General features: G+C 56.1%; 18 protein-coding genes and 1 tRNA gene. 4 read left to right on the top strand and 15 right to left on the bottom strand.

Annotation, left to right across the window (positions count from 1 at the left end):
- Nucleotides 1–496 (bottom strand): hypothetical protein (locus tag PHD76_01595; protein ID MDD5260519.1); only part of this gene is annotated, 496 nt, incomplete at its 3' end.
- Between the two features lie 428 nt (nt 497–924).
- A complete protein-coding gene (locus tag PHD76_01590; GenBank protein ID MDD5260518.1) occupies nt 925–2,340 on the bottom strand; it encodes a DUF2851 family protein in 1,416 nt (471 codons plus the stop codon).
- Here PHD76_01590 and PHD76_01585 point away from each other — a divergent pair.
- The gene (locus tag PHD76_01585) at nt 2,329–3,462 is read left to right on the top strand and encodes a trypsin-like peptidase domain-containing protein (protein MDD5260517.1); all 1,134 of its coding nucleotides are present in this window, start codon (nt 2,329–2,331) and stop codon (nt 3,460–3,462) included. The two genes, PHD76_01590 and PHD76_01585, sit on opposite strands and share 12 nt — an antisense overlap.
- Nucleotides 3,463–4,040: 578 nt before the next feature.
- Here the strand turns inward: PHD76_01585 and PHD76_01580 are convergent.
- From PHD76_01580 to PHD76_01565, 4 genes are all read right to left on the bottom strand, one after another.
- Entirely contained in the window at nt 4,041–4,949 is a 909-nt protein-coding gene (locus PHD76_01580) for an aldo/keto reductase (protein MDD5260516.1), read from the bottom strand.
- A gap of 25 nt (nt 4,950–4,974) precedes the next feature.
- Nucleotides 4,975–5,406, bottom strand: a complete 432-nt coding sequence (locus PHD76_01575; GenBank protein MDD5260515.1) for a GNAT family N-acetyltransferase — start codon at nt 5,404–5,406, stop codon at nt 4,975–4,977.
- Nucleotide 5,407: 1 nt separating this feature from the next.
- Nucleotides 5,408–5,944 (bottom strand): flavin reductase family protein, encoded by a 537-nt coding sequence (locus tag PHD76_01570; GenBank protein ID MDD5260514.1) that lies wholly within the window; start codon nt 5,942–5,944, stop codon nt 5,408–5,410.
- A 77-nt stretch (nt 5,945–6,021) separates the two neighbouring features.
- The gene (locus tag PHD76_01565) at nt 6,022–6,591 is read right to left on the bottom strand and encodes a hypothetical protein (protein ID MDD5260513.1); all 570 of its coding nucleotides are present in this window, start codon (nt 6,589–6,591) and stop codon (nt 6,022–6,024) included.
- Nucleotides 6,592–7,121: 530 nt separating this feature from the next.
- Here PHD76_01565 and PHD76_01560 point away from each other — a divergent pair.
- The 3 genes from PHD76_01560 (at nt 7,122) to PHD76_01550 (ending at nt 9,658) form a co-directional block, all read left to right on the top strand.
- Nucleotides 7,122–7,622, top strand: a complete 501-nt coding sequence (locus PHD76_01560) for an acyltransferase (GenBank protein MDD5260512.1) — start codon at nt 7,122–7,124, stop codon at nt 7,620–7,622.
- 9 nt (nt 7,623–7,631) lie between these two features.
- Nucleotides 7,632–8,477 carry a 3-keto-5-aminohexanoate cleavage protein gene (locus PHD76_01555; GenBank protein MDD5260511.1) on the top strand — a complete coding sequence of 282 codons (846 nt, stop codon included), beginning with the start codon at nt 7,632–7,634 and terminating at the stop codon, nt 8,475–8,477.
- 164 nt (nt 8,478–8,641) lie between these two features.
- Complete coding sequence (locus PHD76_01550) at nt 8,642–9,658, top strand: hypothetical protein (GenBank protein MDD5260510.1); 1,017 nt, start codon at nt 8,642–8,644, stop codon at nt 9,656–9,658.
- A 114-nt stretch (nt 9,659–9,772) separates the two neighbouring features.
- Here PHD76_01550 and rpoC read toward each other — a convergent pair whose 3' ends face one another.
- From rpoC to PHD76_01505, 9 genes are all read right to left on the bottom strand, one after another.
- Complete coding sequence (gene rpoC / locus PHD76_01545; protein MDD5260509.1) at nt 9,773–13,933, bottom strand: DNA-directed RNA polymerase subunit beta'; 4,161 nt, start codon at nt 13,931–13,933, stop codon at nt 9,773–9,775.
- Nucleotides 13,934–13,971: 38 nt separating this feature from the next.
- Nucleotides 13,972–17,802: a DNA-directed RNA polymerase subunit beta gene (gene rpoB / locus PHD76_01540; protein MDD5260508.1), complete on the bottom strand. Its 3,831-nt coding sequence runs from the start codon at nt 17,800–17,802 to the stop codon at nt 13,972–13,974.
- A 152-nt stretch (nt 17,803–17,954) separates the two neighbouring features.
- Nucleotides 17,955–18,335: a 50S ribosomal protein L7/L12 gene (gene rplL, locus PHD76_01535; protein ID MDD5260507.1), complete on the bottom strand. Its 381-nt coding sequence runs from the start codon at nt 18,333–18,335 to the stop codon at nt 17,955–17,957.
- 165 nt (nt 18,336–18,500) lie between these two features.
- Complete coding sequence (rplJ, locus tag PHD76_01530; GenBank protein ID MDD5260506.1) at nt 18,501–19,013, bottom strand: 50S ribosomal protein L10; 513 nt, start codon at nt 19,011–19,013, stop codon at nt 18,501–18,503.
- Between the two features lie 18 nt (nt 19,014–19,031).
- A complete protein-coding gene (gene rplA / locus PHD76_01525) occupies nt 19,032–19,736 on the bottom strand; it encodes a 50S ribosomal protein L1 (GenBank protein MDD5260505.1) in 705 nt (234 codons plus the stop codon).
- Nucleotides 19,737–19,833: 97 nt separating this feature from the next.
- Entirely contained in the window at nt 19,834–20,259 is a 426-nt protein-coding gene (gene rplK / locus PHD76_01520; protein ID MDD5260504.1) for a 50S ribosomal protein L11, read from the bottom strand.
- A 43-nt stretch (nt 20,260–20,302) separates the two neighbouring features.
- Nucleotides 20,303–20,917: a transcription termination/antitermination protein NusG gene (gene nusG, locus PHD76_01515; GenBank protein ID MDD5260503.1), complete on the bottom strand. Its 615-nt coding sequence runs from the start codon at nt 20,915–20,917 to the stop codon at nt 20,303–20,305.
- 10 nt (nt 20,918–20,927) lie between these two features.
- Nucleotides 20,928–21,230: a preprotein translocase subunit SecE gene (gene secE / locus PHD76_01510; GenBank protein ID MDD5260502.1), complete on the bottom strand. Its 303-nt coding sequence runs from the start codon at nt 21,228–21,230 to the stop codon at nt 20,928–20,930.
- A gap of 31 nt (nt 21,231–21,261) precedes the next feature.
- Nucleotides 21,262–21,334 (bottom strand) — tRNA-Trp (locus PHD76_01505).
- Between the last annotated feature and the right edge of the window lie 70 nt (nt 21,335–21,404).

Genomic DNA, 21,404 nt, shown 5'->3' with positions numbered 1-21,404 from the left:
GGGTGATGACGTCTTGAATCGTAAAGACCTTGTTTTGAAGTTGGCCGTGAATCATCCAGGCGGGCGCGAACGGAGCGTGTGCATGGGCGTTTCGGATCAACCGAGCAATATTGTATGCCGTGACAACATCGCCGTGAGATGAAGGCCACGTCTTGGGGGTGATCGCCTGGATAGCCGTACGTATCGCACGCTCGATGTCATTCCCCCCAGCCTTAACGGCTTTCGGAAGTCCGGGGGCGATAGCTTCGATGGCATCTTTCATGGCCACAGCCATCGTAAACACTGCTGCCCGATGAATGAGAAACGCTCCGTAGTCGGCTTGATCCTGCCTCAGAGCGATCTCCTCGTAACGAACAGAGTGCTGGCCATGCGCCCACTCCATCGGCAGGTCAAGAGGCTGTTGCTCTCCGGTCACAGCGAGGCGCACCGCCGATGCCAAGCGAAATTGAATTTCGGCAGCGAACAGATACTGAATGTGATCCTCACGCTTTGACATCGTGATGTCCCTTGCTCGCCCAACATGGAGTTAACCGAACAAATGCTGTGTAGATTAATAGCTCTATATCCGACAGTTTTGTCGGATAATAATAAAATTGGGGGTGTTCCATTGTCGGTTTTTCGTAAAATTCACGGGATACACGACCTATTTGTCACATAACATATGGAATATCAGGGTTATCTGACATGTAAATAAACAATGAAGCTGCCCGGCGCCTTCCGTTCGTGATTTTCGTGTCGTTCGTGGTTAAAATTGTCTCTCTCCGTGATCTCTGCGGCTCCGTGAGAGAAAAATGTATTCCTTTCGCGTGTTTTGCAGGCCAGCCTTCGCTAAAGCTTCTGTCGGCAGGCAAACACAAACCCCCTTGTCTTCCCCCTTGTCAGGGGAATGGATACAGTCAGCCTTCGTGGTTCAATCAAACGCCTTCATCCGCCATGCATCTCATCGACCAAATCCGGGAAGCGGCAGTCCCGGCACTGGGTCGTGTCCTTCAAACAAAAATCCCGGTAAATCTGGATCAACCCCTCCTGCGCCAGGATTGAGCCCGCCCCCAACCTGCCTCCGGCCCCTCGCCCACCCAGGAGGCGCAGCTCCGCAGCCCGCCCCGGACCGCTGTCGAGCGTGGCCCGCGCGCGATCCAGGAACACGCTCAGATCCCGGCCCGCTCCCGCAGCGAAAGGCCAAACCGTGTTGAACATCAATCCCGACAAGCGCCCGTCGCCTAACAATCGAATCTCCCTCGCGGACGCGCGCCCCTCAAACGTATAATGCCTGTTCCAAAACGTGTGCCGCAGCGATTCAAAGAACTCCCGCAAACGCCCGGGCTCGCCCTCCCTCGCCAGGGCCAAAAAACTTTTCCAGTTTTCCCGCGAGGAAAGCAGGGACAAAACGGCGATGCGCCGTTCCGGGCGGTTTAACGGCCGCAACCCCCGCAGGTTCCAGACCTGCCTGGGCACAATCATCTCTTCGGCCTTGGCGCGCTCCTTCCACCAGATGTCCCACAGTTGCTTCGTATAAGCGGCTGCGGGACCGTCCAACGGCAATCTCCTGCGCGGCAGCAAACCCGCCAGTCCGAACAGTCTTGCCTCCCGTTCCACATCATCGCGGAAGCGGCTCAGCTCCAGGATCGGCAACCGCTGCGCCAAACCGTGAAAGGCCACGCTGTTCCTGGAAAACCCCATCGCTTCCGCCAGCCCGATCCACAACGCCTGCTCCGCGCCCAGAGCCTGGCATCTCATTTGAAGCAGGCGGCATTTTTGTTCAAACCGGCAATGCCCGGCCTCATTCAGGATGTCCGCCACGCTTGAATCCGGGAGCAGGGCCAGATGGTTCCGGCACCTCCCGATGCGCGCGCCCGCCTTGCGCTCCTCCGGCGTCGTTTGAAATTGCTGGCGCAGTTCATACAAGGGGAAGCGAAGCTGGCTGGACAACTCCACCTGCGGCACCGAATGATGCTCATGGGTCCCGGCAAAAAAATCCCTCGGCCCGGCATTCCAGACCACATGCAGAATCACCCGGTTGTAGTGCGGGTCTCCGTCATGGCCGTGCTGCTTCCAAGCCAGCGGCTCCAGATGAATTTCCACAGCGCCGGTTTCCAGCGCCCCCTTGCTGTTCAGGATCGCCGCATGATGGAAATCCGGCCCCGCGCCCCTGTTCCAAAAACCCGGCTGTAATACCTGGATTTCCCTGCCATCCATCGTCCGGAGCGGGTTTTGATACAATTCCTCAAACCAAAGCCTCTGGATAAATTCTTCATCCAGAACAGCAAAGTCCTCTTCCTTCACGCGGCAAAATCGCCTATACTGCCGGTAATGACTCGCTCCATAATCATGCGTATTCATCGTTTGGTCCTGCTCCCATTTTCAGCACTGTTTCTTTACAGTTTCGTGACGGCTTCGGCGCAAACTGTCTCGCCTGAAAACGAGCCGGTGGTCCAGGTCGTCAAAAAAGTCCGCCCCGCCGTTGTCAATATTTACACCGAAACGGTCGAAACACGGATTCAGCAGGACCCCTCCGATCTTTTCTTCGAACGCTTTTTTGGAAACTCCTACATCCAGCATGGGCAAATCACGCAGGTGCCCGTGCGCAGCCTGGGTTCCGGCGTCCTTGTGTCATCCGCAGGCTATATCGTGACGAACGAACACGTCGCCGGGCGCGCTTCGCAGGAAAAAATCAAGGTCACCCTGGCGGATAAAAAAACCTACGACGCAAAATTGATCCGTTCCGATTCCGACCTGGACCTTGCCCTCATCAAAATCGAGTCCAAAGACCCTCTGCCCATGCTCGATCTGGTCAAACTTTCCCCCAACCTGCTCGGCCAGACCGTGATCGCCATCGGCAACCCCATCGGGTTTGAAAGCAGCGTCAGCCAGGGAATTTTGAGCGCCACCAACCGAAACATTACAGTCGATGGCGTTGCCTATGATGCCCTGCTTCAGACCGACGCGGCCATCAACCCGGGCAACAGCGGCGGTCCCCTGGTGGATATCCTGGGACAATTTGTCGGTCTCAACACGGCCAAGGTCGGCAAGGGCGCGGAGAACATCGGTTTCGCCATTCCCGCCGAACGGGTGGCGGTTTTTGTCCGCGACTCCATCGACATTGCCGAAGGCCGGAAGAAAGAGCCGCCCAAGGCTTCGCTTCTCGATTTGCTGAAAACGAAATTCGGCATGACCGTCCAGGAAATGGACCAGCCGCTGGCTGAAAGCTTTGGCTACACCGCGGGGACAGGCTTGTTGGTTTCCCATGTCGAGCCGGGCAGCCCGGCGGAGCAAGTCGGGATTCAAAAAGGCATGTTGTTGCGCGGCGTGGGGCCGTACCGGGTGCGCACGGAAGCGGAATTGCCGCATGAACTGCAGCGCCTCAAAAAGGGCGAGTCGGCCCGCGTCACAGTCAGCTTCTACAGGCAGGCCGGAAACCGCTACGTGCTGCTCACCTCCAGCGTGCAAATGCAGGCACGGTGAAGCTCCCCGCCCTTGCGGTTGGGTATCTTCACATGCTTCGGCGCGAAACCCCGCCGAAGCGGCCTATATCAACTCACTACCGACATAACACCAAACGCAACTCCGATAGGCATCGCAGGCAGGAGAACTCACAGAACCACCTCTAACTCTAACTCTATCTCCCAATCTTAATCTCGCTCCTGCCGCGTCATCGCGAGAATCCAAACCTTTTAAAAATATGTTTTGAGCGGGAATGAACGTGGGTTCATGAGAGAAGCACCAAAGGTGCGTTCTAACGTATGCCGGGCTCTGGGTCGCTCCTTCAGAGCTCGATAAATCATTTTGCATCCTCACCCAGGGCTTCGCCCCAGGCTGGTATAGGGCGGACCTTTGGTCCTTATGAAAATTCACAAAATCTCTAACATTCTGTCTTTCAACATCTTGTCACAACTGGTTCATTAGGAGGCCCAATCCCCTATGTCAAGAGGGGCAGAAAGGTCGCCGCGGCGACTGCTTCGGAGTGTGTGGTTTTCTGGGTCGTGGCGATCCAAAACATGGATCACCGCACTCCGCTGCAACTAACATCGCCTTATTTGATTTTATTCCGGCCGTTCTCCCGCCGCATCCAGTCGTTTCTTGGCTTCCGCATAAACGTCCGCAGGCAGAGCCCCTTTGCAGGCTATCGCAACATTTTCCTTCAGATGCTCCGGTTGAAGCGTTCCAACAATGGTCGTATGGCAATGCGGATGGCTCAAGGTAAACCGCAACAAAAATGCCGTGGGGCTTTCCCCCGGCCCGCAGAGTTCGCCCAACCGCGCTTTTTCGAATAGCTGCCAGCGGTCCTTGCCGCCCAGTCCCGCTCCAGGCTCGCCTCTTGCCACACCACCCCGAACAATAACTCCCGCTCCGGCTTCACCGGCCTGGGTGATCAAATTTTCATGCCGCCTTTCCAGCGCCGAATACGGCACCTGGAAAACATCAAAAACTCCCCAGCCAATATACGTTTTCAAATGCGGCGAGGTGGATGAGCATCCAATGAATCGAACAGCCCCTGAACTCTTCAATTCCCGCAATACATCCACCAGTTTGGCGCTTTCGCAGGTCTCGACCTCCGGATTGTGCAATTGGAGGAGGTCCACATAATCGGTCCGCATTTTCAGCAGCGAATCGCTGATGTTCCGCAGTATATTCTCGCGCGTCCAAACGTGCGGCGTGTCGTCATGATCCCCCGCATACTGCACATGGCAGCCGCATTTGGTGGCGAGAAAATATTCCTTTCGGCGGCTTGCGATGAACTCGCCGATGAACAACTCGCTCTTGCCGTAGTCGTTTGCCGTGTCGATGAAGTTGATCCCTGAATCCAGGACCGAGGCGAGGATCGTCTTCGCCTGATCGGGATTGCAGGGCCGCCCGCCCCAGATTCGCCGGTCGCGTATCTCCATTGCGCCAAACCCAAGCTGGGTCACTTCAAGTTTGGTGCGTCCCAATATCCGTTTTGGAAGGTTCATAGTATTCTCCTGTTGGTTTTTATTTTCATCCACTCTTCTGGGCGTCCAGCGTTTTCCGCATGAATATAATTTCCCCTATATCGTCCGTGAATCCCCATTGGCGGTAGAAATCACGCAGCTCGGGACGGCAATAAAGTTCAAACTGCCGGACTCCCGCCAAGTCGGGATGGCTGACAACGGCGTCCACAAGCATGCGGCCAAGTCCCTGCCCGCGATAATCCGGATGGACAATGACATCTAGCAACAGCGCCTTGTACACGCGGTCGCTGAGTACCCGCGCAAAGATAACGAGCCTGCCCGAGTCCGGCTCGGCAAATCCAAAAATGTAGTCGGTCCCCGCGATTGCGCGCGTGATGTCCGGCAATGTGCGCCCGCGACTCCACCACTCGCCCTGATAAAGTTGGTGCAGTTGGGCAAGCTGCTGTTCATTGAGCTGGGTTACAGGCGTGAGCTTCATGTTACTTCATCTTCGACTTCAGCTTGATCTTTTCTCCGGCCACCATGAAGTTGCCTTTTCCAAGATGATGGATCGTCCTCGAGTTTTTCACGGCGGGATTGATCCAGGCTTTGACGACTTCCAGAACAAAAAAACAATAGCTGGCCACCAGCCGGGCATCAACCACCTGGCATTCGAGATTGGCAAAGCACTCTTCGATAAGAGGCGCGCCAACCAGCGCGGCAGGCTTGGGCGTGAGGTCAAATTTTTTGAACTTATCAATCTTCGCACCCGACGTATTGCCGCAACCCACAACCTTTTCGGCGATCTCAACTGTGGGAATGTTAATGACGCATTCGCGGCTTGCCTTCAACAGGCGGAAGCTATGGTTGCGATTGCTCACCACGCAACCCACGAGCGGCGGTTCAAACTCGAGCATGGTGTGCCACGACATCGCCATGACGTCTGAACGCCCTCGATGTGCGGTTGTTAGCAACACCACCGGGCCCGGCTCAAGCAAGCCATAGACCTTGGAAAAGGGATATGATTTTTTGGGCATGTGAGTTTTACGTTTTATCAGAAATTGACGTCGTCATTTATCGTACTTCAACCCCAAGCAAACGCCGGCAACCATTTCTAATGCAGAAGCCAGTCTGCCAGATCCCCTCCGGAGAATTCCGTCTGCAGAGGATTCTGAGGATTCACATACAGCGCACAGATTCCATCGCCATTGATTGTTTTTTCCAAAAAGCGCAAGAGGCCTTTTTCCGATGCAAACGATCGCCAAAATCCTGGGGTCACAGAATATTCCGTGCCCTCAAACTCGAATTTACACAGCAACCGGAATGCCCATGTATAACCACCGGAAGCAGCACCGCCACCAATTCTATGGCATCGCTTGTGTTCTCTATCAATGCAAACGGCGTTCAATCGCTGCCATCCACGCCTTTTACTTCTTCCCACAAAAAGAAGACCGAGACAAGCCAAGCCTAAAGCAACAACTGCGACGCACAGGTAGATTCTGTCATGCTTCTGAAGGAACAGCAAAAATCCACCAAGAAATACAAGCACTCCAACCAATGCATACAAATTGGTTTGAACCCTCATCGGCTTTGATGGGTCATCGTAGGGGATCAATTGAATGCACCAACCGGCGTTTGCCATCCGATCTTGAAATGCACGAAGGCCTGATTTAGGTGCTTCCATTTGTGATTCTCCATTTTATCGAACGCTCCTCGCCATCTGCCACGAGAAACAAGATTGGCTAAACCGTATCAAAACCAGACGCAGGAGAAAAGTTGAATCATTGGCGCAACAGGATCAAGAACACAACAAAAGTGGGACGAGACAGCGCTCGTCCCTCCATTTGAGAAAACGCCCACGCAAATAGTTGTGTTCCGCAGAGTAGCGCGGCCGTCCCGGCTGCGGGTTCAAGGGGCGTCCCGCCCCGTCTGTCAGCGTCGAGACGATGCCGGAAGGGGCAGGCAAGGACGGTCTCCCAGGCGACTCTGTGACCCGCGCTCCCTTCAGACAAGAATCCAGCGATCCTTCTATCCGTGAACATCCGTGTTTATCCGTGGTTCAATTTTGATTTTTCTCCGCGTTCTGCGGTGAAAAATGCGTTCCCTGTCGCTACACCATTTTTTGCAAAACGGATGAGGCTTACATCCGCTTTAACCTTGCTTTGCTTCCGCGGGAAGGCTTTTATCTGGAAGGCAACGTACCAACAGTTGAAGATGCAAGAACTTTCAAAACGATTCCCAGGCGTCCTGTTTTACAATCCGGTCCTGACTGAAGTGCAGGACGGCGTTCAAATCGGCGGCTCCACCCGGGTGGGGTCGATGACGCTGATCCATTCCGGCGCTGCAATCGGTTCCCATTGCACCATCGGCTCCCATTGCAACATCTGCCACTGCACGATTGGAGACCGCGTTTCCATCCAGACGGCATGCCACATTACGAGAGGCGTTGTCATCGAGGACGATGTCTTCATTGGGCCGCGCGTGGTCACACTCAACGACAAACTGACCGGCGGATCGATGGCATTCCCCCGCATTTGTCGCGGCGCGAAAGTCGGGGGCGGCAGCGTGATCCTGCCAGGCGTGACGATTGGGGCAAATGCCGTGGTTGGCGCCGGCAGCGTGGTCACCCATGATGTTCCCGAGGGCGCAACCGTGCTGGGCAACCCCGCACGCATCCGTTCCGAATCGCTTCCCTTGCCCAAAACACCGGCCTAGTGTTGTTGTATGGACGGGCTGATTCTCAATCTGGCGCCCACCGGCATGATCCCGACCAAGGAGATGAATGCCCATGTTCCGATTTCGATGCCGGAAATAGTCGAGGACGTAAAACAATGCGTTGCATTGGGCGCCAACATCCTGCATTTGCATGCGCGCGACGAATACGGCCAGCCGACCTACAAAAAGGAAATTTATGCGCGTTTGATCGGGTCCATTCGGGAGGTTTTCCCCGACATCGTCATTTGCGTTTCGCTCAGCGGCCGGAATTTTGGCGCCTTTGAGGAACGCTCCGATCCTCTGGGGCTCACAGGCGACTTGAAGCCGGACATGGGCAGCCTGACCCTGGCATCGATGAATTTCAGCCGCGAGACAAGCGTCAACAGCCCGGAGATGATACGCCGGCTGGCGGAACGAATGGCCGAAGCCGGCATCAAGCCGGAGCTTGAGGTGTTCGACACCGGGATGTTGAACTACGCGCGCTACCTTGTTGACAAGGGATTGATACGGCCGCCCCTTTATTTCAATTTCATCCTCGGGAATATTGCCACGGCCCAGGCAACGCCAGCCCATCTCAGCTTGCTGATGAATGAGTTGCCGCCGGGCTCATTGTGGACGGGCGGCGGACTTGGAGCGGCCCAACTGACCATGAATGCGATGGGCATACTCTACGGAAACGGAGTTCGCCTTGGCCTCGAAGACAGCCTCTGGCTTGATGTTGAGCGCAGGCACCCGGCTGCCAACACCGATTTGGTCAAGCGCGCTTCGAGCATGGCTGCCCTGTTTGGGAAACGAATCGCTTCACAAGCTGAAGTGCGGACAGCCCTTGGCCTGTCGCACACTCCCGTCGGATAACAAGCCCACGTATTTCCATCTGCGCTCAGCCGTGGTTCTACATAAGTTTAAGGTGTTAAGTTGTAAGTTTTAAGCTTCGGACGAATCCGTCCTTGGGCGGGACGCCCAAGCCACAAACAATCCGGCTGGGCATGCAGCCGCGCCCTTGTATAGTGTTTTCAAACATGCAACCGAAACAATTGTCGGCCTACGTTGGAGCGTCCCTGATGCTTCATGTGCTGATTTTGTTGCTTCTGTTTTCCAAATTACTGGCCCCCCTTTATCGCCACGAAACGCCCGATATCCACAGGCAACCGCTGACCCTTACCCTGGTACCTGAACCGGTCAAGCAACCGCAACCCGCCGCGGATCCGAACAAAAAATATTTCGTCGATACCAGCGAATCCCGCCACGCTCCAAAACCCGATTCCAGAACCCCGTTTGAGGGCGAGCAAAACACCGCAGCCTCAAGCACCCAAGCTGGCAATGGCAACCCCTTCCTGCCTTCCCAAACAGGAGCCAGCGTGCCGGGAATCACCCTTCACAATCAGGAATACACTCCGCAGCTTGAGGGCAATCCCCAACAGCCAACACCCGAAAACCAGGCCAGGGAAAACACCAAACAGCAGGAACAGCGGCAACCGCAAAAGGCTGTGGAAGCCCAGGAGGCAATTAAAAACCCGAAGGAAAATTTAACCCCGCGTCCTGACGGTATATTTGGAATCGCCGAACCGATGGAACCACGAAAGGCCCAGGAAGAAGTCACCCCGGCCAAAGCCGCGCAACAGCAAACAACCAGCAACCCCAGCCAACCCTCCAGTTCCTTTACCGCGCAGAAACGCGCCAACACGATTGAAGGCGGCGCCGCTCCGGATTTGGATTCCTCCATCGGCGCCCAGGAAAGCGAGATGGGCCGCTACAAAGCCAAGGTTTTCCGCGCGATCGGCTCCCGCTGGTACATCTATGTGAATAAAGACTCCGGGATTGTCAGCATCGGAACCGTACGAATCAAATTTTTCATCCGCTCGGATGGAGTCATCACAGACTTGCAGATACTCGAAGGCAGGCAACTCGCGGGGCTCCTGGCTGTCTCCCGCCGTTCCATCATGGAAGTCAGCGGGCAATTGGAACCCTTTTCCCAAAGCATGAAAGAGCAGCTCGGAAACGGGTACTGGGAAGAAGTCAGCTTTACGATTTATTGATCGAAAGTTTTCACCGCAGAGTCACAGAGAGCGCAGAGGAAGAAAAAATCGATGGCTTTTTAAAGCCTTTTGATTTTCTCTGCGTTCTCAGCGCCTCAGCGGTGAATTCTCAGCTTATTCCGCCAGGGCAGCCGGGATTTCAAGGATCTGCTTCTTGTCCTCTTCCTTGTCTTCCAAACCCACCAGCGGCTCGCCGACTTCCTCGCCAAGCTGTTCCAGTGTAATACGGCGGTAGCGATGGAAACCGGTTCCGGCCGGGATCAGATGGCCCATGATGACGTTTTCCTTGAAACCGCGCAGCCTGTCGATCTTTCCGAGGGTGGCTGCATCCGTCAGCACACGGGTCGTGTCCTGGAATGAAGCCGCGGAAATGAAGCTTTCGGTTTCGAGCGACGCCTTGGTGATGCCGAGCAGCACCGGTGTGGCTTCGGCGGGCTTGCCACCCTTGTTAGCCACCTTCCGGTTTTCCTCCTCAAACGCAAGCCTGTCAACCTGATCGCCCCAAAGGAACATGGTATCGCCGGGTTCGGTCACCTTCACCTTGCGAAGCATCTGGCGAACGATGGTTTCGATGTGCTTGTCGTTGATTTCCACGCCCTGCAGGCGGTAAACCTCCTGCACTTCGTTGACCAGGTATTCCTGCAATTCCTGGGGTCCGCAGACTTCCAGAATTTCGTGCGGGACCACGGGCCCTTCGGTCAATTGCTGGCCCTTCTTCACATGGTCGCCCTGATAAACGATCAGGTGCTTGGACAACGGAATCTGGTGCTCCTCTTCCAAAGCGGTTTCCTTGTCGCGAATGATGAGAAGCTTCTTACCGCGGGAAGTGCCGCCCAACTGGACTTCGCCTTCGATCTTGGCGATTTCCGCCGCGTCCTTGGGTTTGCGGGCCTCAAACAACTCGGCCACACGCGGCAGACCGCCGGTGATGTCCTTGGTCTTGGCCACCTTGCGCGGGGTCTTCGCCAAACGCTGGCCGGCTTTGACTTCCTGGCCTTCCTTCACCTCAATATGGGCTCCGGAAGGAATGGAGTAGGCCGCCTGCGGTTGCTTGTCGCTGCCGACAATCACGATCTGCGGATGCAAATCTTCCTTGTGTTCAATGATGACGGTGCCGACCAGCTTCGTGGTTTCGTCCACCTCATGCTTCATCGTGACGCCTTCAATGATGTCGCGGAATTCCACCTTGCCGGTTTTTTCCGTCAGAATGGAAACATTGTAAGGATCCCACTGGACAAAGACCTGGCCCTTTTTGACCTTTGTGCCTTCGCCCACCGCAATCACGGAACCGACCACGACCGTATAACGCTCCAGTTCGCGTCCGTCATCCGCATGGATGCTGATCGAACCGTTCTTGTTCAGGGCGATGAAGTGGCCTTCCAGCGATTTAACGACACGCAGGTCGGTGTATTGCACCGTACCGTCATTGCGCGCCTTGATCTGCGGCTGTTTGAAAACCTGGGATGCCGTACCACCGATGTGGAACGTGCGCATCGTCAACTGCGTGCCGGGTTCGCCGATTGACTGTGCGGCGATAATGCCCACAGCCTCGCCGAGTTTCGCATACTGGTTGGTCGCAAGATTCAGCCCGTAACAGTTGGCGCAAATGCCGCGTCGGGTTTCGCAGGTCAGGACGGAACGAATACGGACACGCTCCTGGCCGATTTTTTCAATGGCAGCGGCCTTCTTTTCGTCGATCAACTCGTTGGCGGCCACCACGACTGTTCCCGAGACCGGATCCACGATATCATCGCAACTGACGCGTCCAAAGACGCGGTCACGCAGGCGCACGATTTCATCCTCGCCCTCGTAAATTGCCTCCACCCAGATGCCTTTGACCGTGCCACAATCCTTCTCGGTCACAATCACGTCATGGGCCACATCGACCAACTTGCGGGTCATGTAACCGGAGTCGGCGGTTTTCAACGCCGTATCGGCGAGACCCTTTCGGGCGCCGTGCGTCGAAATAAAGTATTCCAAGACCGAGAGACCTTCGCGGAAGCTGGCCACGATGGGACGTTCGATGATTTCGCCCGAGGGCTTGGCCATCAAACCGCGCATGCCGGCGAGCTGGCGCACCTGGTTGCGGTTGCCGCGCGCCGCTGAGTCCACCATGAGGAAGACCGGATTGATTTCGCTCTTGCCGCGGTTGTGCTCCAAAGCGCGGAACGCCACGTTGGAAACGTCGTCCGTCGCCTGGGTCCAGATATCGACAATCTTGTTGTAACGCTCGCCGTCCGTGATGGCACCCATCATGTATTGCTTCTCGACCGTCGCCACCTGCTGGTGGGCCTTGCCGACCAAATCCTTCTTCTCATCGGGAATAATCATGTCATCGATTCCGATGGAAATACCCGCCTTGGTGGCGTACTTGAAGCCAACCTGCTTCATGTCGTCCAAGACCCTGACCGTGGTTTGGTGGCCGCAGATCTGGTAACAGCGGCTGATGATTTCACCGAGCTGCTTCTTGCCGCATTTCTTGTTGTAAAAACCGACTTCCTTCGGCCAGACCAGGTTAAAGATCACGCGACCGGGCGTGGTTTCGATGAATTTGCTGTCCTTGTCGCCGAAGAACGTGGTTTGTCCGTAATCCGGATTTTTGAGCAGTACCAAATCATGGAGGGCCACCACTTTTTCATCGAGCGCGTACATGACCTCGTCCGCAGTTTCCATGACGCAGCGGCGCTTGCCTTCCTTTTCGGGAAGCTTGCGCGGGTTGGCGCTCAGGAACGCGCAACCCAAGGTGATGTCCTGCGTCGGCGTGGTGATCGGCTTGCCGTTGGAGGGGCCGAAAATATTGTTGGGCGCCAACATCAGAATGCGGGCTTCCAATTGGGCTTCAACCGACAGCGGGACGTGCACGGCCATCTGATCGCCGTCAAAGTCGGCATTATAAGCCGTACAAACCAGCGGGTGAATGCGGATGGCTTCACCCTCGATCAGAAGAGGCTCAAAAGCCTGAACTGAGAGACGGTGCAGCGTGGGAGCGCGGTTCAGCAACACCGGATGACCCATGGTCACTTCCTCAAGGATGTCCCACACAACGGATTCGCGGCGCTCGATCAATTTCTTCGCGCTGCGGACGGTATGTACATAACCCAGCTCCTTCAAGCGGCGGATGATGAAGGGTTCGAAAAGCACGAGAGCCATTTTCTTGGGCAGACCGCACTGGTTCAATTTCAGTTCGGGCCCGATGACGATCACGGAACGTCCGGAATAGTCCACGCGCTTGCCGAGCAGGTTCATGCGGAAGCGGCCCGTCTTGCCCTTGAGCATGTCTGACAGCGATTTGAGAGGGCGGTTGCCGGCGCCGGTCACCGGACGGCCATGCCGCCCGTTGTCCATGAGGGCATCGACAGACTCCTGCAACATGCGCTTTTCGTTCCGGATGATGACTTCCGGGGTTTTCAGGGAAAGCAGGGTCTTGAGACGGTTGTTGCGGTTGATGACGCGGCGGTACAAATCGTTCAGGTCGGACGTGGCAAAACGTCCGCCTTCCAGCGGAACCAGCGGACGCAGGTCCGGCGGAATGACAGGGAGAATTTCCAGGATCATCCATTCCGGACGGCTGCCGGAGCTGATGAATCCGCCGACGAGCTTCAAGCGCTTGGAAAGCTTCTTGCGCAACTGCTTGCTCTTGGTCGAGGCCAGCGCGACTTCCAGTTCCTGGCTCGTTGCGGGCAGGTCCAGCTTCTTCAAATAATCGCGGATCGCTTCCGCGCCCATCTTCGCGTTGAAGGACGCCTCGCCGTATTGGTCCTGCGCCTCGCGAAATTCAGTTTCGCTCAAAAGCTGTTTTTCTTCCAGCGGCGTGTTACCCGGATCGATCACGAGGTAATCCTCGTAATAAATCACGCGTTCCAGCGCGCGGGCGGTCATGTCCATCATCAGGCCGATACGGCTGGGCATGCACTTGTAAAACCAAATGTGGGAAACCGGCACGGCCAGCTCAATATGGCCCATCCGCTCGCGGCGGACGCGGGCCAGGGTCACTTCAACACCGCAACGATCGCAGATCACACCCTTGTATTTGATGCGCTTGTATTTGCCGCAGGCGCACTCGTAATCCTTGACCGGACCGAAAATGCGCTGGCAGAAAAGGCCGCCAAATTCGGGCTTGAAGGTCCGGTAGTTGATCGTCTCGGGATTCTTCACCTCGCCCCGGGTCCATGAATGAATGGTTTCCGGAGAGGCAATGGAAATGCCGACCTGATCAAATCCAATCGACCGTTCGGCGCCTAAAACTTCCCGTGCTGACTGTGTTTCCTTGCTCATACTTTTACCGTTATATTAAGGTTGTGGGCTCTGCCCGTTTAGGCGGCTTGGTCCAAATGATCGTTGTTGTTCTTCAATTGATCGGAGCCATCCTGGCTGCGTTCGCCCACTTTCACATCGAGGCAGAGGCTCTGCATTTCCTTGATCAAAACGTTGAACGATTCGGGTGTGCCCGCCTGCAGCGAGTTGTCACCCTTCACAATGCTTTCATAGATGCGCGTCCGGCCCGGCACGTCATCCGACTTGACTGTCAGGAGTTCCTGCAGCGTATAAGCCGCGCCGTAGGCTTCCATGGCCCACACTTCCATTTCACCGTAACGCTGGCCGCCATATTGGGCCTTGCCGCCCAAAGGCTGCTGCGTAACAAGCGAGTAGGGGCCAACCGCACGGGCGTGGATCTTGTCCGCCACCATGTGGCCCAGCTTCAACATGTAAATCTGGCCGACGACAACGCGTTGCTGGAATTGCTCGCCGCTGCGTCCGTCAAATAGAATGGTCTTGCCGTCCTCGGACAGCTTCGCGTCCTTCAAATACTGCCGGATTTGCAATTCCGGAATGCCGTCAAACACCGGCGTCGCGACCTTGAATCCCAGGGCTTTGGCGGCGATCCCCAAATGGGTTTCGAGCACCTGCCCCACGTTCATGCGCGAAGGCACGCCAAGCGGATTCAACACGATATCGACAGGGGTGCCGTCCGGGAGGAACGGCATGTCTTCTTCGGGCACAATCTTGGCCACCACACCCTTGTTTCCATGTCGTCCGGCCATTTTGTCACCGACCGATAATTTACGCTTGGAGGCAACGAAAACTTTGACCTGCTTGATGATGCCAGGGTCGATGTCGTCGCCGGCTTCCACGCGGTCCAGCTCGATGTCCTTCTCGTTTTCCAACTGCTGGAATTTGGCTTCGAAGGTGCTGATGATCTCGCGGATCTTGATGCGGATCGGGCTGGGATCGATTTCAATATGGTCATACACCGCCGCCATTTTGCGCAGCAGGGTTTTGGTGATCTTCCGGTTGGCGGGAATGATGATCTCGCCGGTCTCGGCATTGACGACATCCAGCGGGATTTTTTCATTCAGCAGAATGTTGGAAAGGGCCTGGGTCAGCTCTTCCGTCAGCTCCGAGGATTTCTTGTCGTATTTGTCGGTGATGGCCTTTGACTGGCGCTTGGCCTCGGTCGGCGAAAGCTTTTCCGATTTGACCTTGGTGTTGCCCGCGGTCACGCGCACGTCCATGACAATGCCCGCCGTTCCCGATGGCACCACGAGTGAAGAGTCCTTCACGTCCGCGGCTTTTTCACCGAAGATTGCGCGGAGCAGCCGTTCTTCCGGCGCCAGCTCCGTTTCGCTCTTGGGGGTGATTTTGCCGACCAGGATGTCGCCCGGAACAACTTCCGCGCCGATGCGCACCACGCCATCCGGACCGAGATTCCTCAAGGCCTCGTCGCCCACATTCGGAATATCCCGTGTGATTTCTTCAGGGCCCAGCTTGGTGTCGCGGGCCGAAATTTCAAACTCCTCGATGTGGATGCTGGTATAGATGTCTTCCTTGACAATCCGCTCGCTGATAAGAATGGCGTCTTCGAAGTTATAACCGTTCCACGGCATGAACGCGACGAGCACATTGCGGCCGAGGGCGAGTTCGCCCTGATCGGTGCAGGGACCGTCCGCGATCACCTGGCCCTTGGAAATTTTTTCACCCTTGCGGACCAGCGGCTTTTGGTTCACGCAGGTGCCGGCATTGGAGCGCATGAATTTGCGCAGTTTATAATAATAGATGCCGGCTTCCGGATCGGTCTTGTACCGCTTTTTGCCGTCCGGCAATTCGCCGTCCCGGGTGACGATGATTTCACTCGAATTCACCGAGGCCACTTTTCCGGACGCATCGGCAACCACAACCGCCTTGGAATCGCGGGCCACTTTGCCCTCAATGCCGGTTCCCACCAGCGGCGCTTCCGTGACAATCAGCGGCACGCCCTGGCGTTGCATGTTCGAACCCATCAACGCGCGGTTCGCGTCGTCATGTTCCAGGAACGGAATCAGGCTCGCAGCCACGGACACAAGCTGCTTCGGGGAAACATCCATGTAATGTACGCGGTTCGGCTCCACTTCCAGGAACTCGCCTTTGTAGCGCACGGAAACCTTCGGGCCAGCGAAACGTCCGTCCTTTTGCAGGGCGGCATTGGCCTGCGCCACGACAAAGTTTTCCTCCTGGTCCGCCGTAAGGTAATCAATTTTTTCGACAACCTTGCCGTCCACCACTTTGCGGTAGGGCGTTTCAATGAAACCAAATTCATTGATGCGCGCAAATGTCGACATGGACGAGATCAAACCGATGTTAGGGCCTTCGGGCGTCTCAATCGGGCAGATGCGCCCGTAGTGGGACGGGTGCACGTCGCGGACTTCAAAGCCCGCGCGGTCGCGGCTCAAGCCTCCGGGCCCAAGGGCCGAAAGCCTGCGCTTGTGCGTCAGCTCGGACAAGGGATTGGTCTGGTCCATCAACTGCGAAAGCTGGCTGCGTCCGAAAAAGTCGCGGATGACGGCCGAGAGCGCCTTGGGGTTGATCAACTTCTGCGGCGTCATGCCCTCGGTGTTCACGTCGAACAGGGTCATGCGCTCCTTCACCAGGCGTTCCGTGCGCGCCAAACCGGTGCGGCACTGGTTCGCCAGTAATTCGCCCACAGCACGCACGCGGCGGCTGCCGAGATGGTCGATATCGTCCGTGGAACCTTCGCCCTGCTTCAGGTTGATGACGTAGCTGGTCGCAGCAATAATGTCCTCGTTCGTCAAAACGCGGGTCTCAATATTCACTTCCAGGCTGAGCTTCTGGTTGATCTTGTAGCGGCCGACGCGCCCGATGTCGTAACGTTTCGGGTCGAAAAAGAGCCGTTTGATGAGGGCCTTGGCGTTGGTCACGGTCGGCGGATCTCCGGGCCGGAGGCGCTTGTAAATGTCCTTCAACGCGTCTTCCGTATCGCGGGTCGGATCCTTTTTCAGGCAGCGGATGACGGTGTCATCATTTCGGATATCCACCACATCGACGCTCATAATGCCGAGGTCCAAAAGCTGGCGGACCACCGTTTTGGTCAGGGGCTCAAAGGCGCGGGCCACAACCAGGTCCTGGTTCGCTGTGTCGCGGACTTCGTTGATCAACACCTTGCTGCTGATGCTCTCTTCATCCGGGTCAGCCTTGAGCGCGAAATCCTCGATCTCGTAAAACAGGCTGAGAATCTCCTCGTTCGTGCTGTAGCCCAGCGCGCGAAGGAAGGTTGTGATCAAAAACTTGCGACGCCGTTTGCGGCGGTCCAAGTGGACGTACATCAAATCACTGGTGTCAAATGCGACTTCCAACCAAGAACCGCGGTCCGGGATGATGCGGAACGAATACAGGGTCTTTCCGTTGGCATGCACGCCCGACTCGAAGCAGATGCCGGGGGAACGGTGCAACTGGCTGACCACCACGCGTTCGGCGCCGTTGACCACAAAGGTCCCGCGCTCGGTCATCATGGGCAGTTCGCCCATGTACACCTTTTCCTCGATGGTATTGGCCTCGTTGCGGAGGCGGAAGGTCACATAAAGCGGGGCGGCGAAGGTCGCCCCTTCGCGCTGGCAATCCAACGAGGACATCTTCGGGTCGGCGATTTCATATTCCGCAAACTCGAGCTTGATTTTCTCGTCGTAACTTTCAATCGGGAAAACCTCGGAAAACACGGCCTGGAGGCCCTCGTTTTTGCGCCGATTCGGGGCAATGTTGGTCTGCAGGAAATCCTCGTAGGATTTCAGCTGAACCTCGATCAGATTCGGAATATCGATCGCGTCGCTGATTTTTCCGAAATTAATTCGCTCACCGGTGTTTGCCGTTACCATACGTTTGCCTTTTTCTGACTGTTCTTCAATTCAACACGGGCCTTTGACCCCGAAAACCTTCGGGGCTGGCCCAAAAAATACTCACTCTGCCATTGCTGCCTTCTGAGAAAGCGGGCCCGTTCACGGACCCGCTTCCCAAAAGGATTTTGAGATTACTTGATCTCAACCTTGGCGCCTGCGGCTTCGATCTTTTTCTTGATCTCAGCTGCTTCTTCCTTGGTCGCACCCTCCTTGAGGGTCTTGGGAGCTCCTTCAACCAGGGCTTTGGCTTCCGCCAGGCCCAGTCCGGGAACCGCCGCGCGCACTTCCTTGATCACGCCGATCTTGTTCGCGCCGGCATCCTTCAAAATCACGTCGAAGGCCGACTTTTCTTCAACCGGAGCCGCTGCTGCACCGCCGCCGGAGGCTGCCGCCACCGCCACGGGAGCCGCTGCGCTCACGCCCCAGGTTTCTTCCAGTTTCTTGACCAGTTGGGATGCTTCCAAAACGGTCAGCGAGCTCAGTTGGCTCACGATTGTATCCAGATCTGCCATATTTTTTTCTGTCCTCGGACCAAGTCCTCGGACTTTTTTCCAGGTTTCGGCCTTTCTAGCGGGCGACACCCGTCCCCCAATTATCCCGAAAAGGCTTTCGGGCTAGAAAAGGCACATGCCTTTGTTTGCTCGGGCGGCCGCTGTCAGGCGCACCACCCAAATTGTTTATTCGGTCTTCTCCGAGTTTGCCTTGAGCACCTGCGCGAGCTGCGACGCCGGCACACGAATGATGCTTGCCAAACGCGTGGCCGGGGTATTGATGAGGCCCAGCAACTGGGCCAGCAAGACCTCGCGGGACGGCAGATCAGCAATGGCCAGGATGTTCTCCATGCTCATCACCGACCGGTCCACGATGCCCACGCGGATGGCAGGTTTTTCGAACTCAGACTTGAAATTTTTCAACACCTTGGCTGCGGACGACACCTCGGATTCGCCATACACCACGGCGGTCTGGCCCTGGAGATGCAAATCGAGGTCAGGCAGCCCGACTTCCTTCAACGCCTTGCGCAAAAAGGTGTTCTTCACCACATGCACTTCGGCTTTGGCGCCGGCGAGGCGGTTGCGCAGTTCGCTGAACTGCTCCACTTTCATTCCGGTGTAATCCGCGACGATCAAATAAGGAGATCCCTCGAGCCAGACTCCGACATTTTTAACAATACCCAGTTTTTCTTTTCTCATGTCCGTTATCTCCAAAAATTAGTTGGCTGCCGCCACAGATTCCGCATCCACCGATATGGCGGGCGAATAGGTTGAGGACAGCACGCAGGTTTGAATGTAGCGGCCCTTCGAGCTCGATGGCTTGGCACGGCTGACAGCCTGCAATACCGCCGCCACATTCTGTTCCAGCTTGGCCTCATCAAATGAAATCTTGCCGCAAACCACCGAAATATTGGATGTCTTGTCGATTTTGAATTCGACGCGGCCCGCCTTGCATTCCTGCACCGCCTTGGCCGTGTCCTCCGTGACCGTGCCGGTCTTCGGGTTGGGCATCAGTCCGCGGGGTCCGAGCACCTTGCCGAGTTTCCGAACCTCAATCATCGCTTCGGGAGTGGCCACAGCCACATCGAAATCCTGGAATCCCTCATTGATCTTTTTGATCAAGTCCTCGAAACCGACGTAATCTGCTCCGGCGTTCCGGGCTGCGTCCGCGGCCTGGCCTTTGGCGAACACCAGGATGCGCACTTTCTGGCCCGAACCGTTGGGCAGCGCCACCGTGCCGCGCACCATCTGGTCGCTCTGGCGCGGGTCCACCCCGAGGTTGAAGCTGAGTTCTACCGTTTCGTCGCTTTTTCCGGACGGCAGCTTTTTCAAAAGCTGTACCGCGTCCTTGAGGGCGTAGCTTTTCTTTTTATCAATCAGCTCCGCCGCCTTTTTATATCGTTTGCTGCGTTTGGTTGCCATGGTCTTTCTTTTTCCTTTGTAGTTCAATCGACCCTTGGTTACCCGCGGGTCTCCTACTGCAGGGAACGGCCGCCCGGCCGGATCCCGTCGTAAAAAATTAATCTGTTATTTCAATGCCTGCCTGGCGCGCGGTACCCGCAATAATGCGGAACGCGGCTTCCTCGGACCGGGCGTTTAAATCCTTCATCTTGACTTTGACGATCTCCTGCACCTGTTTGCGGGTCACCTTGCCCACCTTGATTTTGTTCGGCTCCTTCGAACCCGAGGCGATATTGGCCGCCTTTTTCAAAAGCGCCGCCGCCGGGGGCGATTTGGTGATGAAAGTGAACGACTTGTCCTTGTAAACGGTGATGACGACGGGCAAAATATTGCCCGCTTCCTTCTGCGTTTTGGCGTTGAATTCCTTGCAGAACGCCATGATGTTCACGCCCGCCTGCCCCAGCGCGGGGCCGACCGGAGGCGCCGGGTTTGCCTGCCCGGCCGGGATCTGCAATTTGATCTGTGCGACAATTTCCTTAGCCATAATCTTGTTCCAAATTTAAGTCCGAAATTCCAAATCTGAATTGTTAGATTTTTTCAACCTGCCAATATTCCAGTTCCACCGGGGTGGAGCGCCCGAAAATGCTGACGGCCACATGCACGCGGCCACGGGCTTCATCCACTCCCTCAATCACGCCTTCCTGGCCCTCGAACGGCCCGTCGCCCACGCGAACGCGGTCGCCAAGGGTGAACAGAATCTTCGGCACGACTTTGTCTTCTTTTTCGCGCACCTGGGCCAGCATCGCATCCACTTCGCTCTGCGGCATCGGAATCGGGTTTTCGCCGTTGGCAAAGCCGATCACTCCGGGGGTTTCCCGCACGAAATACCAAGTCTTGCCGACCAATTCCTTGTTTTCATCCAGCAAATGCATGTTCACGAAAACGTAACCGGGATACAACTTGCGGTCGGTCTCGATCTTTTTGCCGCGCTTGACTTCCGAAACGCGCTCCGTCGGGATGATGATCTCGTAAATATAATCGCCCATTTCCTCGGAGCGCAGGCGGCTGCTCATGTGCTTGAACACGTTGCTTTCCTGGCCGGACAGCACATGGAGCGCAAACCACTGGGAGGGATGCTTCTGTGCGGGCGGCTCTGCCTGGGTTTCCAGGGACGGCTGCGAGGTTGTGTTTTCGTCGTTCATTCCAATGTCTTCAAATGCGGACCACCAGCTTGGTCAGACCGCTGATCAAATTCGTAATTACAAAATCAAAGCCCGTCGTGTACCCCGCCAATAACAATGCGGTGATGCAAACAATCACCGTGGAGTCGATGAGCATCTTGTACTTGCGCAGGCCCGTCTGTTCCGGGTCCCACGGCCAGGTGCATTTCGCCAGTTCCGACTTCACTTCGCCGAAAAATTTGGCGATCTGGCTCCGGTATCCAAGGCCAAGGCCCAAAACCAGAAGGATCAGGCCATAGACCACCACCGTCAGCACCAGGTTGTCTCCAATCATTAATGACTTCATTTCAAATAGCACAGTGACTCAGGGCAGGAGGGAATCGAACCCCCAACCGACGGTTTTGGAGACCGCTACTCTACCAATTGAGCTACTGCCCTTTATTAATACTTCTCCTGACGGGAAAGCCAAACCCCGGAAAATCCGGAGTTTGGCATCCCAAATTCAAGC

The organism is Candidatus Methylacidiphilales bacterium, assembly GCA_028713655.1.
GTDB lineage: Bacteria > Verrucomicrobiota > Verrucomicrobiia > Methylacidiphilales > JAAUTS01 > JAQTNW01.
Note: the sequence above shows the minus strand (reverse complement) of the source record. Positions and strands in the feature narration are given on the sequence as shown.